This is a genomic window from Embleya sp. NPDC055664 (assembly GCF_053618075.1).
This window is the reverse complement of sequence record NZ_JBSHGZ010000022.1, coordinates 45,011-59,929: the sequence shown is the minus strand read 5'-3', so window position 1 is coordinate 59,929 and position 14,919 is coordinate 45,011. Positions and strand designations below refer to the sequence as shown.

The window sequence follows — 14,919 nt, the reverse complement described above, 5'->3', positions numbered from 1 at the left end:
GGTGCTACTCCCTGTCCGGGTTGTTCGTCGGGTTGGTCACCGGCACCTGTACCGGGGCCGGGGACTTGGCCTTGGACTTGCACCCGTTCGCGGGGAACGGGATCACCGGCACCGGGGCGGGCTCCTTGCCGGGCGCGGGCGCGGCCACCGGCTCGAAGCGGTAGCCGCATCGGGTCGGGTTGCTGAACAGCACGTCCAGGCCCAGCTCCGGCCGGTCCCGGCGGATCCGCTGCACGGTGTCGAGGGTGACCGGGTCGTTGGTCATCACCCGGATCGGGGTGCCCGGGAACTGCCGGGTGATCCGGTCCTTGAGCGCCGCCGGGCTCTCCTGGGTGCCCAGCGGCGGCTTGACCGGCCAGGCGACGCCGAGGTTGCGCTGCATCACGTCGACCCACAGGGTGCCGTAGTAGTTGGCCTCCCAGTCGTTGCGCATCTGCAGGATGGTGGCCTTGCCGTCGGGATCGGGCTGGGCCTGGACGGCGGCGAGCACGGCCCGGGCGAGCTTGGGGTGGTCCATGCCCTTGAGGAAGTAGCTCACGCCCCAGCTGTAGTCCTTGCCCGGCTTGCGCCACACGTAGCGGTCGGGGTTGGCGTTGCAGGCGATGGTCACGGTGACCGCCAGGGCGAGCGGGACGGCGGTCCACGCGTTGGCGAACGCCGGCCTCGGCCGCCGGCCCGGGCGGAAGTATCCGGGCTGGTAGCGCGGCACCACCAGCCAGGTGGCGCCGAGGCACACCAGCGCGACCACGAACAGCTGGTGGAGCAGCTTCTCGTAGTAGTAGGAGGTCTCGCCGATCACCGCGGTCTGGTACAGGAACATCAGCGCGACTATCCCGACGGCCCCGAGCATCCACAGGATCACCCGCCGGCGTACCGGGTGCCGCCACGCGTACCTGGACGCCAGGCCGAGTCCGACCAGGAAGACCAGCAGCATCAGCAGGTGCCGGTTGGTCGGGCTGATCCCGCCCGCGGCGTTGACCGCCTCCGACTTGCTCGCGTACTTCCAGTTGACCACCGGCACGATGAGCGCGCCCACGGCGGTGATCACGGCGACCACCGCGGTGAGCAGCCGGCGCTCCAGCAGCTGCTTGCGGTAGCCGATCAGCCAGACCAGGAGCATGGCCCCGGCCAGCGGCAGGAACAGGTAGTAGGTGAACGACAGCGCGATGGTCAGCGAGGCGAGCACGCACAGTTGCTCGCGCAACCGCGACAGCGGGCGGGCGACCACCGCGACCAGGATGGCGAGCAGCGCGAGCCCGGCGAACTCGCTCGGGAAGCCGCGCAGGAACATCGCCATGCCGTCGCCGAAGTACAGGTAGGCGGCGGCGGCCGAGGCGAGCACGAGGTAGCGCCACGGGGACAGCGCGGTGCCGGCGACCCAGCGCATCGACCACATGACCGCGAAGATCATCAGGACGAAGGTGGCCGCGTAGAAGTAGACGAAGTGGTTCATCGCCTCCTGGCCGGAGCCCGCCCCGGTGCCCGCCCGCCAGAAGTTGTCGAACAGGCCCATCGCGAAGTGGCTGCCCTGCGGGTACGCGGTGAGGTCGTCGGTCAGGCCCGCCTTGAGGTCGGGGCGGTGCATGAACGTGTAGCCGCCGGCGGTGCGGATGCCGTCGTAGAGCGCGAAGTGCCGGCCCAGGTCCTCGGCGACCGCGACCAGCGAGATCCTGCCGACCAGACCGCGGCCCAGGTAGGGCCACAGGGTCAGGAAGGTGATCACCCCGGTCAGCCCGACGGTGAGCAGGTCGGGCAGGGTGCCCACGCGCGGCAGCTCGGGACGGCGCCGCAGCAGTGCGGCGACCAGCACCAGGACGCTGAAGCCGAGCCCGGAGACCGGCACCGGGTGCAGCCCCCACGGCCACGCCGAGAAGAGCAGGCCGGCCACGCACATCGCGCCCGCGGTCAGCGCGAACGCGAGCACCAGGCGGTCCAGGACGGTACGTCCGGCCCGCAGCAGCGAGGCGACCAGCGCGAGGAAGACGAACGGCAGGACGATGGTGGCGTGCGCGGCGTACGCCGCGAGCGGGATCAGCCAGGACAGGGCCAGTGCGACGAGCACACCGACCGCCAGGCGCCCGCCGCCCACCGGGGACGCACCGCGCGGCGCGGCCGGTGCAGGCGTCGACAGGCTCGTCCTCGCGCTCTCTGAGACGGTCACGGATCCTCATTCAGGGCTTGCGGAAGATGACGGCTGGGCTGGGCACAGCGTATCGAGTGGGGCACGCCGCACCGAATTCACACCGGGATGAAATCCCATTTCTGCAACGGACTCTTGTCGCTCGGCGCCTGGACCACGTCCGCGCCGCCCTGTCGGGAAGCGGTCAACGCCATACCGGAATGCGCGAAGAGAAGTTCGAATCCATCGGCGACATCACCGTGTACGCGCAGCGCCTGGGCGGCGTCGAGACTGCGTTCCACCAGGCGCGCCGGGTGATTGGCCTCCTTATCCGAATCGGGCATCCCGACGATCAGCTCCCCGCCGATCGGCGCCAGTCCCCAGCCGAACCTGATACCGAGCAGTTTGAAGACATTGCCCGGGGTCGACTTGGCCGGTGTCAGGGTCAACGGCGCGTTCTTCCCGTCGGCCCGTACGGCGAGTTCGAGCCGGGTCGCACGATTGACGATGCGAAAGCCGGTTCCGACATAGGGTCGACCGGCAACCTTTTCCCGGCGATCGGGCACGGGCAGCGGAATGACGAGATCCCCGCGCCATGCGTCGTTCACCTGGTAGGTCTTTCGCAGCCATGGTCCGTACACTTTGCTGCGCTTGGCGTCCGGGTCGTATTCGGTATACGTCCGAAACGCCTTCGACTTCGCCTCGATCCCGGCCGGCGTGAGGTTCGCGGGCTCCGACTCGATGGTGTAGTCGCGGAAATAGTGGACGGGCGTGGGCACGGTGTCCTGCTCGAGCGCGTACATCACCATCCGCGACACGGCCACGTGGTCCTGGTGGAAGCCGCCCTCGGGCTCGGGCCTGCCGTGCAGGTCGGCGAGCGGGTCCAGGGTGTTGACCCGGTCGGGCCGGACCTCGTCGCGCACCGCGCGCAGGAACGCCACCAGCGCGTCCCGATTGAATTCCTGGACCGGAAACGTGTCCCCGGGACGGGTCTTGATCTGCATGTTCTCGGAATACAGTCCCCACATGCGCTTCGCGCCGAGCGGAGTCTTCATGAAACCGTCCGGGATCCGGGTCTCCAGCATCGAGACCCGGTCGCCGAGCGTCCACAAAGTGGCCTGTACGCCGCCGTGCTCGTAGGGCTGCTTCTTCCACTGCCCCGGCTTCATGCCCAACGCGTCGGCATAGACCCGGCGCAGGCCGGTCTCCCGATCCTGCATGAACTTCGGATAATTCGAATAATCCGAGGCCATGAAATAGATGGTGCGCACCGCGGCGCCGGCCCGCAGGTTGTCCAGGAGTTCGGGGCTCAGGAAAAGCAGGTCGTCGTCGTGATGGGCGACGACATTGAGCACCCGCTCCGCCGAGGAGGCAGGCGGCGGGGACGCCGGATGCGACGCGCCCTCATCGTCGTCCCGAAAGAATTCATAGGCGCCGCCCACACCCACGACGGCGACCAGGCCGCATCCCGAGGCGAGCACCGCCCTGCGCGAAACCGACGGCCGGGAATCCGAGTTTGTTCCCATATGAGAGAATTGTCGACCCTTCTCAATAGATCCCGTCGGGGCGTCGGTGAGTGTTCCTTCGCACACGCAGGCGGATCATGGATACCACGATCCGGCGAAAGGATTCGATTCACGCGACGTGCATCGGATCCATGGGCGCCGGCCACCTTCCGGACAGGCGATCGCGCTATTGTATGTGGCGCCCGACGGCGGCCGACTCCGTCCCCCGATGGTTCGGTTCCCCATGCCTGTCGGCCAAACGGATTTACCGACATCCGGTCGACTTCGAAGATCGCGGATGTCGCGAGAGACCATCCGGGGCGAACCCGACGATTCCGTCCGGTAAACAGGGAGAACAATCCCCATGCCAGGGTCGATCCGCGCGGGCGCACCGGCCCGCACGCGCTCGGGTCCGGGCGATCGCACTCGGGTGCACCACGCCGAATCCGCGCCGGACGCGGACGGCGAAGTCGACGACCTCCTGCGCCGGATTCGTCCAACCGGTCGATTCGCGTGCCCGCTCCCGCCCGTCGGCCGACCGTTCGACTCCTCCGACGATTCCATAGGATCCGCATTGAGCCCAGGTATCGGAAGCCCGCCCTCACGCCCCGGCGCCGGCATGGCGGCGACCGCGACGACGCACGGAATCAGCGAGAGAGAGCCCTCATGAGCAGCACCTTGAAAACGGACACGGAGGAGCGGCCGACCGAGCCCGTGCCGACTCCGCGTGCCGGCCGGCCGCCGAATTCCAAAGCCGTGCCGATGTTCGCGGGGCTCTTCGTGGGCGCCTGGGCACTGCCCGCGCTGTTCCATGTGGCCCGCCTCGACTGGTTGTCGCTGTTGCTGCTGTTCCTGAGCACCGCGTCGCTGGTGCGCGCGGGGGTCGCGCTGTTCGACCGGCTGATGATCGCGGCGCTGTTGCTGATGGGCGAATTCATCGTCGCGGGGCTGCTGTTCTCGGTCTGGCCGTGGGGCCTGAACCCGTTCGCGATGTCGGGCACCCTCCTGTCGGTAACGCTCGTGGTGGCCCTGGTCACCGGCCGCCGGCCGGTGCTGCCGCGCCGCGCGGCCTGGACCGACCTGATCGCCCCCGGCGCGGCCCTGTACGCCATGTACGAGCTGTACAAGCCGCTCTCGGGCAAGTCGCTGACCCAGCGCCTGGCCATCACCGTGATGACCGAGGACAAGCCCAGCCACTTCTCCCTGTTCGACGCGATCCACCGGGTCGGCGGTTACACCTACTTCCACGCCGACAAGGCGAGCACCTCGATGGACCCGGAGATGGCCCGGGTCTACCCGCCGGGAACCCACTTCCTGTACACGGTGCTCGACACGTTCCTGCGCTCGACCACCGACGCCGGCACCGGCCCCGCCGCGTACAACCGGTACTTCCTCTACACCATCCTCGGCTACGGCTTCCTGGTCCTGGCCCTGGTCTGGGCGGCCCGCTGGATCGCCGGACCCAACCTCGCCGGCTGGCGCATCGCACTGGTGTGCTCGACGGTCGGCGGGCTCGCGGCGACCGGGCAGATGATCAGCGTGTTCACCCTCGGCCACGACTCCGCCGCGCTCGGCGTGGCCGTGCTGGTGATGACGGTGGCGGTGTTGGTGCGGCCCGCCGGGAAGGTGCGCGAACAGGTTCTCGTCGCCGCGGCGGGACTGATCACCCTGGCCTTCGTCTACAACCTGTTCGTGGTGCTCGCCGCCTGCGCGGTCCTGGCCGCCGCGGTCGTCTACTGGTCGCGCATCCGCGAGGCCCTGCTGTTCACCTCGATCGTCGCGGCGATCACCGGCGTGATCGTGCTGATCCCGATCATCGGCCCGCAGCTCACCGGCTTCAGCCAGACCAAGCAGCTCCAGGCGGCCGGCGGCATCTACCCGATGAGCCGCAACCTCGTCATCGTGTGTGTCGTGCTCGTGATCGCCTCCCTGCTCACCCGCGCCGGCCGGCGGTCGCCGGTGTGGCGCGCGATGTCGGCGCAGATCGTGCTCGCCGCGGTCGGTGTGGCCGCGTTCGGCGCCTACCAGGTGCACACCCTCGGGGAGACCTCGTACTACTACGAGAAGGCCGTCCAGGGCCTGTACGGCCTCGGTCTGGTCGGCATCGGGGCGATCGGCCTGCTGCTGCGGCCCAACCTCGCGCCGATCCCCGCCCCGCCCCGGCTGCGTCCGCTCGCCCGCATGGTGCCGATCCTCGCCGCGGTCCTGGCCGGCGTCACGCTCGCGGGCGCCGTGCAGTTCGGCAAGATCAACGCCCGGGCCAACGCCACTGCCCCGGACACGCCCTACTCCGCCGCCTGGGCACACGGGGTCTACCGCCACGACATCGGCGTGGTCGCCCGCAAACTGCAGTCCCAGGGACTGCTGGCCAAGGGCCCCTCGACGCTCTACCTGTTCACCGACAGCAGCACCGACAACTGGCGGGTCACCTTCCTCGACTCGATCCTGCGGCGCGAGCTCGGCGGACAGATCAAGACCGTCTTCGGCATCCAGTGGTTGCGCGGACTCGCCTCGTACAACGAACTCAACGCTCGCGAACGCGTGGACACCCTCAAGGAGTTGGAGAAGGTGATCGCCGACAGCCCCAAGCCGCTGCGTGTGGTGGTCACCAGCCCCTGGCTCGCCAGGGATCTGCGCCAGTTCGCCGCGAGCGACCCGAAGCTCGGCCTGCAGGTGGTGCTGATCGAGCCCGTCGAGTAGTCGATTCACGCCGACCGCCACGACCACGAAGCCGGCCACCGACGGATGTCGGTGGCCGGCTTCGGACGCGGACTCGGCCCCCGGACCCGGGGGCGGCGGCGCTCAGGCCACCGGCACGTCCTGCGGCTTGCCGCGGAAGACCCACATGCGGTACGCGAAGTAGTTGACCACGGCGTTGAAGACGACCGTGACCAGCTTCGCCACCATGTAGAACACGCCCATCCAGGCCAACACGCTCACGAAGATCACCGTGATCGCCCAGTTGACCCCGGCCAGGATGAGGTAGCGCACCATCTGGCCGCCGACCGGGGACACCGTGCTGCCGAAGGACCAGAAGCGGTTCATCGTGAAGTTGACCGCGAAGGAGGTCGCGGTGGCCAGGAACGTGGCCGCCGGCAGCCAAAGGCCCCATATCCCGTGCAGGAGATACAGCAGCCCCATGTCGATCACGACACTCGCGGCGCCCGAGACCAGGAACCGAGGAAGACTATGGGTCAACAGAGCGGCCCACCGGCTCTGCGGCTCAGGGATGTTGCCCTCGGTGGAACGCTCGGTAGCTGTCACGAAGCCAGAGTATAGAGACCTCTACGCCCGTCGAAACTCCGCCCGCAGACCAACAGGTAAGGTCTTGCCGTGACAACCGATGCCGCCCCGGTGCACACCCCGGGACCGACGCAGGACCCCCACCACGAACGAAGGTCGACCGTCTCCCGGCGCTTGTCGGGACCCGTCCGGCATTGGCTGCTCGCCTTCGTGGGCTTCCTTCTCCTGGGCAGCGCCTGGGCGCTGGCCGCACCGTACGACGGCACCCCGGACGAGATGCAGCACATCATCCGGGCGGCGGGGGTCGCGCAGGGCGAGTTCGCCCCCACTCCCACCGACGCCGACACCGGCACCGGCGCCTTCCAGAACGTACCGCGCAGCCTGGTCCGCAAGAACTGCTGGGCATTCAAGGAGGAGCAGCCCGCCTCCTGCGCCCGGGAGCCCGGCGGCGACAAGAGCCTGGAGCGCACCGCGACGCGGGCCGGCCGCTACAACCCGGTCTACTACGCCGCGGTCGGCTGGCCGCTGCGGGTGTCGCCGGACTGGACCGGCATCCTGCTCGCCCGACTGATCAGCACCACGATGGTCGCGGCACTGCTGGCCACCGCCGCCTACAGCGTCGTGCACTGGACCCGGCACCGACTGCTGCTCGCGGGCGTGCTGGCGGCCACCACCCCGATGACCCTGCACCTGTCGGGCGCGATCAACCCCAACGCGCTCGAAATCGCGGCGGGCACCGCGCTGTTCTGCGCGCTGGTGCCACTGCTCCTGGAACCGGGCGCGAAGCTGCGGCGATCGGCGCTGGTGGTGGCCGGGATCTCGGGGGTGATCCTGTGCACGCTGCGGTCGGTGGGCCCGCTGTGGCTGGTGGTGGCGCTGGCCGCCCTGGTGATCCCGACCCGCCGCACGCTGCTGAACTCGCTGCGCCGCTCGAAGCCCGCCCTGTGGGCCGGCGGCGCGATCGTACTCGCCGCCGTCGCCGGTGCCGCGTGGACGGTGGGGATGAAGGCGAGCCAGCTCGGCAGCGTGGGCGACCACACCCACATCACCTTCCGCCAGGCGGTGCGCTTCGAGATCGTCGGACGATCGGGCGACTACCTCAAGGAGATGGTGGGCGTCACCTCGTGGCTGGACATGTCCGCGCCGCAACCGGCCTACACGGTGTGGTACATGGTGCTGGGCGTGCTGGTGGTCGCCGGCGTCGCGTTCGGCTCCTGGACCGATCGCTGGCGGATGTTCGTCCTGGTGGCCGTGGTCTTCGGCTTCCCCACGCTGACCGACGCGATGGGCGTGAACAAGTACGGCTTCGTGGCGCAGGGCCGCTACATGCTGCCGATCGCCGTCGGGGTCCCGATCCTGGCCGCGTTCGCGCTCTCGCGCCGCGAGGTGTTCGGGGCCCGGCGCGACGCCACGCTGATCCGGACCTTCGCGATCGTGCTGATGCCGCTCCAGTTGGTGTTCCTGTGGTTCACCATGATCCGGTGGCAGCACGGCTGGACGAGCACCCCGCGCGGGATGACCCTGAACGCGTTCGCGGGCCCGTGGCATCCGCAGGTCGGCTCGGTGGTACCGGTGGTGTTCGCGCTCCTCGGCTGCGCCGCGATGATCGCCTACTGCTGGACGGTCACCCGGGACCGGAACCTGCCCCGCGAGGTCGCGGCCGGCTGAACGGCCGCGACCCGCAAGCGAGTTCGGCCCGTCACGCGGTGTGGCGGGCCGAACCGAAGGTGTGCCGGGCCAACTTGCGCACACCCTCGCGGTTACCGCTGCGCACCATCATCGGCATCATCGTGAGCGCGTGCAGCCGGGACGACATGTGCTTGCGGGCGACCCGGGCCGCCTCGTGCCAGCCGTGCCGCTCCATGCGCTCCGCGACGTCCAGGAAGAAGCCCCGCTCCTCGACGAACCGGCGCCCGTCGAACGCCTGGAGGGCCGACTCGCTGACCGCGTGCCGGCGATACTGGAAGCAGACCGCGTCGGTCGCCACCAGGTCCTCGCCGCGCTGCAACAGGTCCAGGACCAGCGCGAGATCCTGGATCACGTGCAGGTCCTCGCGGAAGTTGATCGCCTTGACCGCCTCGGTGCGCCAGCACACCGACGGGAAGTAGAGCCAGTTGCCGCGCAGCAGGCTGACCGCCAGGCGTTCGCCGCCCAGGCGCCGGCTGCCCTCGATCTTCGGCGCGTACAACCGCCGCTTGGTCTGGTCGACCAGGGTCTTGGTGGGCAACCCCCGGCCGTCGATCACCTGTACGCCGGGCTGGACCATGCCCGCCTCGGGGTAGCGCCGCAGCACGTCACGGATGGTGGCGATGTAGTTCGGCAGGAAGACGTCGTCACAGCCCATCATGACCATGTGGTCCTGCTCGGCGAGCTCCACGCACTTGCGGAAGTTGCCGGTGACGCCGAGGTTCTTCTCGTTGCGCAGGTAGACGATCCGGTCGTCGTCGAGCGCGGCGAACCATTCCGGCACGCCCTTCTCCCGACCGTCGTCCACCACGGTCAGCCGCCAGTTGCGGTCGGTCTGCGCGAGCACGCTGCGCACCGCGTGCTGCATCAGCCCCACGTCGCCGTAGTACGGCATCATCACGTCGATCGTGTGGACCTGCCGTTCGTCGGCCCCTCCCTCGAGTGTCGTCTCGGCGAGACGGACGGTTTCAGAAGGGCCATCGGCGCACTCGCGCACCCTGAACTCCCGGCTATCGATCCCAACGGGCACGAGACGTCCTCGTAGGCCACCCACACGACGCGATCGATCCTACTCACCCCGCGGCGCGCCCCCGACGGGGTTCGCCACCGCCCGCACCGGCGACGCGGTACGCGCCGGCGCCGGAAAGCGCCGAGCGCCGGACCGCAACATCAGCGCCATCAGCAGGGCGGTGGCGGCGGTGGCCGCGGCGAAGGCGATCTCCACCCGGACCCGGATGTCCCCGGGCAGGCAGGTGATCGCCACCAGCACCGCGGTGCCACCGATCCAGGCGACGAGTTGGGCCCGATGGCGGTTCATCGCCATCACGCCCTGGCCCAGCACCATGGCCAGCATGTAACACAGCGTGCCCGCCGAGAACCACGCGAAGTCCAGCGGGCCCAGGACGTCCTTCGGGGCGTTGAAGAACACCCGGATGATCCACGGGCCGAGCACCGTGGCGCCCAGCCCACCGGCCACGCCCAGCGCGCTCACCACGAGGCAGGCCCGGGTGATCAGTCCGCGGAACGCGCCACGATCGCCGTCGGTGAAGGTCCGGGACAGGCCCGGCAACAACGACGCCTGGAGCGAGCCGAAGACGAACAGCGGCACCCGGGCCAGGATCAGCGCGCTGAGCAGCGCGGTGACCAGCGCGGTCTGCTCGGGTTCGAGCAGCTTGACGCTGAGCACCGCGGTGTTGACCATCAGCTGCGCGAGCAGCGTCGAGACGATCAGCAGGCCGAGGCCGCGGTACAACTCCCGCCACGCGAGCACCGCGCCGGGCCGGGCGGCACGCAGCACCGGCCGCAGCGTGGCCAGCGTGGCCAGGATCGGGGCGACGGTCAGGATCAGCGAGAACAGCAGCGGCGAGTGGCTGCCGGCCGCGCCGAGCGCGATCGCGAATACGATCCGCAGCCCGCCGTCCAGGGCCAGCTGCGTGCCGTAGGCGGTGAACGCGCCGTGTCCGGCGAGCACGCCGCGGGTGACCGAGACCACGGCCAGACCGACGAACGCGCCGCCCAGCGCCACCAGCAGCTGCCGGTCGCCGTCGAAGAGCCGGTCGGCCATCGGGCCGGACGCGGCGGCGAGCAGCACCAGCACGGCGAGCAACAGCCCGCCGGCCAGCACGGCGCCGCGCCGCAGTACCGGCGCGGTGCCCGAGCCCTCGGCGGCCCGGGCGGCGACGATCCTGGTGATCTCCTGTTCGACCGGGAAGAACAGGCCGAGCCCGATCGAGAAGATGATGGTCCACAACACCGAGACCCCGGACATGTCGTCCGGGTTCAGCGAGTGGCCCGCGATCGCCAGATGTACATAGGAAGCGCCACCGAGGACGACCATGCCGGCGCCCACGAGGAGGGTGCCCTGGGGCAGCGCGCGGATCGCCCGCAGCAGCAGCGTCTTCATCGGCGGGCGATCGCCAACAGCAGGGTGATGAACGCGCGGCCGAGGTAGATCATCGCCTTGGCGGGGGAATGGCTGGGCGTGCCGGCCTGGCGGGCCCGCATCGCCACCGGGACCTGCATCACCTTGTGCTTGAGGCGGATCACCCGGACCGTGGTCTCGACCGTGTCGCCCAGGTACTCGACCGGATACCACTCGGCGAACAGCCGAATGATGTCGCGGTTGCAGGCGCGAAAGCCCGACGTGGTGTCGGTGAGCTTGGTCTTGGCCATCCGCGACAACACGCCCGAGAGCATGACCATGGTCCACTTGCGCGGGCCGCGTACGGTGTAGTCGCCCTCGCCGGCGAAGCGCGCGCCGATGACCAGCGACGCCTCGTCGAGGTGATCCACCAGCTTGGGGACGTAGCGGGGGTCGTGCTGACCGTCCGCGTCGATCTGGATCGCCACGTCGTAGTCGTTCTCGTACGCGTAGCGGTAGCCCAGCCGCATCGCGCCGCCGACGCCGAGGTTGTACGGCAGTCGGGACACCGTGGCGCCGGCCGCGCGGGCGACCTTCGCGGTGTCGTCGGTCGAGCCGTCGTCGACGACGAGGAGGTCGACCTCGGGCAGCTCGCCGCGGACCTCGCGGATCACGTCCGCGATCGACGCGGACTCGTTCCACGCGGGGATGATGATCAGGACCCGCTTGTTGTTAATCATTTGCGCGTTCCCGCTCGGCCGACTCGGTACGGATGAGGGCGATGGCTGCCGTGCGTTCCTGCTCGGCCAGTTGGGTCCGGATCAGGGCCACCTCTTCGGCGAGCGAACGGGTTTCCTCCTCCAACCGACTCGATTCCCAACTCAGGTGAATACACACGAGGAGCAGGAAGACGAAGCCGAGGAAGAGGACGAGGCTGACACCCGATCGCACACCCGCGGTGGTGGCCACCGAGTCGAGCATCTTCGGGAACGCGCCGAGCGGTACCACGATCAAGCCGACGACGAGCCACAACACCGCGTACTTTTCACGCAGTTGGCGTCGCCTCAGCAGTTCAAGGATGACGACGACCACCAGCAAGCCGGCAATCGCGGTGACAATCGTAAGTTTCATGACACGCTCGATTTTTGATCAGTCGGGCCGCAGGGCGACGAACCCCGGGCGATCCAATGCCTGTGCAAGCATGTCCCGCCAGTCGGCCATGGGCGACAGTCCGGCATCGGCCCACCGGTCGTGGGCGAGCACACTGTAGGAAGGACGCTTGGCGGGGCGCGTGAAGTTCTCGGATGTTGTCGGACGAACGCGGTCGGCGTCCAGCCCCGCCCCGGCGAATGTGGCCCGCGCGAGGTCGTACCAGGTCGCCTGCCCCGAAGCCGTGCCGTGATAGATCCCCGCCGGCGCGCGGCCGGACAGCGCGGCCTCGCCGAGACGGACCACCCGCTCCGCCAGCGCGGCCGACCAGGTCGGCTGACCGAGTTGATCGTCGACGACGTCCAGGGTGTCGCGGTCGGCCGCCAGTGTCAGCATGGTGGAGACGAAATTCCGCCCGTGTTCGCCGTACAGCCACGCGGTGCGGACGATGTAGCCGTCGGTGGGCAACACGTCTGCGACGAGTCGCTCGCCGACCAGCTTGCCCCGTCCGTACGCGTTCAGCGGTGCGGTGGGCGCGTCCTCGGGATACGGCGCGGTGCCGTCGCCGCCGAAGACGTAGTCGGTGGAGATCTGGATCAGCCGTGCGCCGTGTACGGCGCAGGCCCGGGCCAGGTGACCCACCGCGGTGCCGTTGACCTCGGTCGCGGCCGACTCGGCCGTCTCCGCGCCGTCCACATCGGTCCACGCCGCGGCGTTGACGACGATGTCGTGTCCGGCCGTCGCGGCCAGGACCGCGGCGGCGTCGGTGATATCGAGGTCCTTGCGGGCGACGGCGGTGACCACCGCGCCGGGGACCTCGTCCAGGACGGCGAGCAGATCGCGTCCGAGCATTCCGTGTGCTCCGGTGACGAGCCAGCGCCGGCCGTCCACCGAGGTGGTCAAAGCGCCGCCTTGAGCTGCAGTGGCTCCCACCACGCACGGTTGTCGCGGTACCACGCGACGGTCGATTCGAGACCTTCTTCAAAGGACACGCGTGGAGTGTAGCCAAGCTCGTCGCGCAGCTTGTCGATGCTCAGCGAGTAGCGCCGATCGTGGCCCTTGCGGTCCTCGACGTGGTCGACGCTGTCCCAGTCCGCGCCGCACGCGGCGAGCAGACGGCCCGTCAGTTCCTTGTTGGTGACCTCGGTGCCACCACCGATGTGGTAGACCTCGCCGGCGCGCCCGGAGCGCATCACCAGGTCGATGCCCCGGCAGTGGTCCGAGACGTGCAGCCAGTCCCGGATGTTGCCGCCGTCGCCGTACAGCGGCACCCGCTTGCCGTCGAGCAGGTTCGTCACGAACAGCGGGATCATCTTCTCCGGGAACTGGAAGTGACCATAGTTGTTCGAGCAGCGCGTCACCACGACGTCCATGCCATGGGTGCGGTGGTACGCCAGAGCCAGCAGGTCGGACGCGGCCTTGCTGGCCGAGTACGGGGAGTTGGGCGCCAGCGGCCAGTCCTCGGTCCACGAGCCGACCTCGATCGAGCCGTAGACCTCGTCGGTCGAGACGTGCACGAAGCGGCCGACGCCGTGCTTGCGGGCAGCGTCCAGCAACACCTGGGTGCCCAGCACGTTGGTGACGACGAACGGTCCCGAGCCCGCGATCGAGCGGTCGACGTGCGACTCGGCGGCGAAGTGCACCACGACGTCGTGTCCGGGCATCAGCTGGTCCACCAGGTCGGCGTCGCAGATGTCGCCCTCGACGAACGTGTAGAGCGGGTCGGCGGCCACGGACGCCAGATTTGCCACGTTGCCCGAGTAGGTGAGCTTGTCCAGGATGGTCACCCGGGGTTTGTCCTGCGAGGTTGCGTCACCGGACAACAGATTTCGAACGAACTCGGAGCCGATGAATCCGGCTCCACCGGTGATCAGGATCCTCATGGACACGGGAGTCTACCGATCCCCGAACGCGCAGAGCCTATGGTGTTCGCATGCGCGGCATCCTTCTCGCGGGCGGCACCGGCTCCCGACTCTGGCCCATCACCCAAGCGGTATCGAAGCAACTGATGCCGGTCTTCGACAAGCCGATGATCTACTATCCGCTGTCGACGTTGATCATGGCCGGCATCCGTGAGGTGCTGGTCATCACGACCCCCGAGGACCAACCCCAGTTCCGCCGCCTGCTCGGTGACGGCTCGCGAATCGGCATGCGGCTCGAATACGTCGAGCAGGCCAGCCCCGACGGCATCGCCCAGGCGTTCCTGCTGGGCGAGGAGTTCATCGGCGGCGAGCCGGTGGCGCTGATCCTGGGCGACAACATCTTCCACGGCGTGGGCCTGGGCCGGCAGCTGCGCCAGGGGGTGGACCCGGTCGGCGGTCGGGTCTTCGCCTACCCGGTCGCCGACCCCAAGGCGTACGGCGTGGTCGAGTTCGACGCCGAGGGTGTGGTCCGCTCGATCGAGGAGAAGCCCACCCAGCCGAAGTCGCGCTACGCGGTGCCCGGGTTGTACTTCTACGACGCGCGGGTGGTCGAGATCGCCAAGACGCTCAAGCCGAGCGATCGCGGCGAGCTGGAGATCACCGGCGTCAACGCGGCCTACCTGGAGCGCGGCGAGCTGATGGTGAGCGTGCTGGACCGGGGCACCGCGTGGCTGGACACCGGCACCTTCTCCTCGCTGGTGCACGCGGCGGAGTTCGTCCGGGTCATCGAGGAGCGGCAGGGGCTCAAGATCGGCTGCATCGAGGAGGCGGCCTGGCGGGCCGGCTTCATCGACGACGCGCAGTTGGCCGCGCTCGCGCAACCGCTGCTCAAGAGCGGCTACGGCAAGTATCTGATCGACCTGCTCGCCTACGGCGGCGGCATCGCGCCGCTGCCGGACCCCGCCTGAGGCACCGGCGCTCGGCTCGGTTCGA

Annotated in this window: 12 protein-coding genes; 3 read left to right on the top strand and 9 right to left on the bottom strand. The window is 69.2% G+C overall.

The window, feature by feature from the left end; all coding sequences use genetic code 11:
- Window positions 1–4 precede the first annotated feature (4 nt).
- On the bottom strand, window positions 5–2,161 hold the full coding sequence (locus ACWGR4_RS29635) for a hypothetical protein (protein WP_452130168.1): 2,157 nt from the start codon (window positions 2,159–2,161) through the stop codon (window positions 5–7).
- Between the two features lie 77 nt (window positions 2,162–2,238).
- The gene (locus ACWGR4_RS29630; protein WP_452130167.1) at window positions 2,239–3,600 is read right to left on the bottom strand and encodes a PIG-L family deacetylase; all 1,362 of its coding nucleotides are present in this window, start codon (window positions 3,598–3,600) and stop codon (window positions 2,239–2,241) included.
- A gap of 690 nt (window positions 3,601–4,290) precedes the next feature.
- On the opposite strand from ACWGR4_RS29630, the gene ACWGR4_RS29625 reads away from it, so the two are divergent.
- On the top strand, window positions 4,291–6,324 hold the full coding sequence (locus ACWGR4_RS29625; protein WP_452130166.1) for a hypothetical protein: 2,034 nt from the start codon (window positions 4,291–4,293) through the stop codon (window positions 6,322–6,324).
- Between the two features lie 102 nt (window positions 6,325–6,426).
- Here ACWGR4_RS29625 and ACWGR4_RS29620 read toward each other — a convergent pair whose 3' ends face one another.
- Window positions 6,427–6,822 carry a GtrA family protein gene (locus tag ACWGR4_RS29620; RefSeq protein ID WP_452133574.1) on the bottom strand — a complete coding sequence of 132 codons (396 nt, stop codon included), beginning with the start codon at window positions 6,820–6,822 and terminating at the stop codon, window positions 6,427–6,429.
- Between the two features lie 219 nt (window positions 6,823–7,041).
- Between ACWGR4_RS29620 and ACWGR4_RS29615 the strand changes: the two genes are divergently transcribed.
- Window positions 7,042–8,535, top strand: coding sequence for a DUF2142 domain-containing protein (locus ACWGR4_RS29615; RefSeq protein WP_452133575.1), 1,494 nt, complete (start codon window positions 7,042–7,044; stop codon window positions 8,533–8,535).
- Window positions 8,536–8,566: 31 nt separating this feature from the next.
- On the opposite strand, the gene ACWGR4_RS29610 is transcribed toward ACWGR4_RS29615, so the two are convergent.
- The 6 genes from ACWGR4_RS29610 to rfbB form a co-directional block, all read right to left on the bottom strand.
- The gene (locus ACWGR4_RS29610) at window positions 8,567–9,451 is read right to left on the bottom strand and encodes a glycosyltransferase family 2 protein (RefSeq protein ID WP_380008735.1); all 885 of its coding nucleotides are present in this window, start codon (window positions 9,449–9,451) and stop codon (window positions 8,567–8,569) included.
- A 171-nt stretch (window positions 9,452–9,622) separates the two neighbouring features.
- Entirely contained in the window at window positions 9,623–10,957 is a 1,335-nt protein-coding gene (locus tag ACWGR4_RS29605; RefSeq protein WP_380008732.1) for a lipopolysaccharide biosynthesis protein, read from the bottom strand.
- Window positions 10,954–11,655, bottom strand: a complete 702-nt coding sequence (locus tag ACWGR4_RS29600) for a glycosyltransferase family 2 protein (protein ID WP_380008729.1) — start codon at window positions 11,653–11,655, stop codon at window positions 10,954–10,956. Before ACWGR4_RS29600 ends, ACWGR4_RS29605 begins: the two co-directional genes overlap by 4 nt.
- Window positions 11,648–12,046, bottom strand: coding sequence for a DUF2304 domain-containing protein (locus tag ACWGR4_RS29595; RefSeq protein WP_078976024.1), 399 nt, complete (start codon window positions 12,044–12,046; stop codon window positions 11,648–11,650). Before ACWGR4_RS29595 ends, ACWGR4_RS29600 begins: the two co-directional genes overlap by 8 nt.
- Window positions 12,047–12,064: 18 nt before the next feature.
- Window positions 12,065–12,967 (bottom strand): dTDP-4-dehydrorhamnose reductase, encoded by a 903-nt coding sequence (gene rfbD, locus ACWGR4_RS29590; RefSeq protein ID WP_452133576.1) that lies wholly within the window; start codon window positions 12,965–12,967, stop codon window positions 12,065–12,067.
- On the bottom strand, window positions 12,964–13,947 hold the full coding sequence (gene rfbB / locus ACWGR4_RS29585; protein WP_380008722.1) for a dTDP-glucose 4,6-dehydratase: 984 nt from the start codon (window positions 13,945–13,947) through the stop codon (window positions 12,964–12,966). The genes rfbD and rfbB overlap by 4 nt, the downstream gene beginning before the upstream one ends.
- 50 nt (window positions 13,948–13,997) lie before the next feature.
- Between rfbB and rfbA the strand changes: the two genes are divergently transcribed.
- Entirely contained in the window at window positions 13,998–14,894 is an 897-nt protein-coding gene (rfbA, locus tag ACWGR4_RS29580) for a glucose-1-phosphate thymidylyltransferase RfbA (RefSeq protein WP_380008715.1), read from the top strand.
- The last annotated feature ends 25 nt before the right edge of the window (window positions 14,895–14,919 follow it).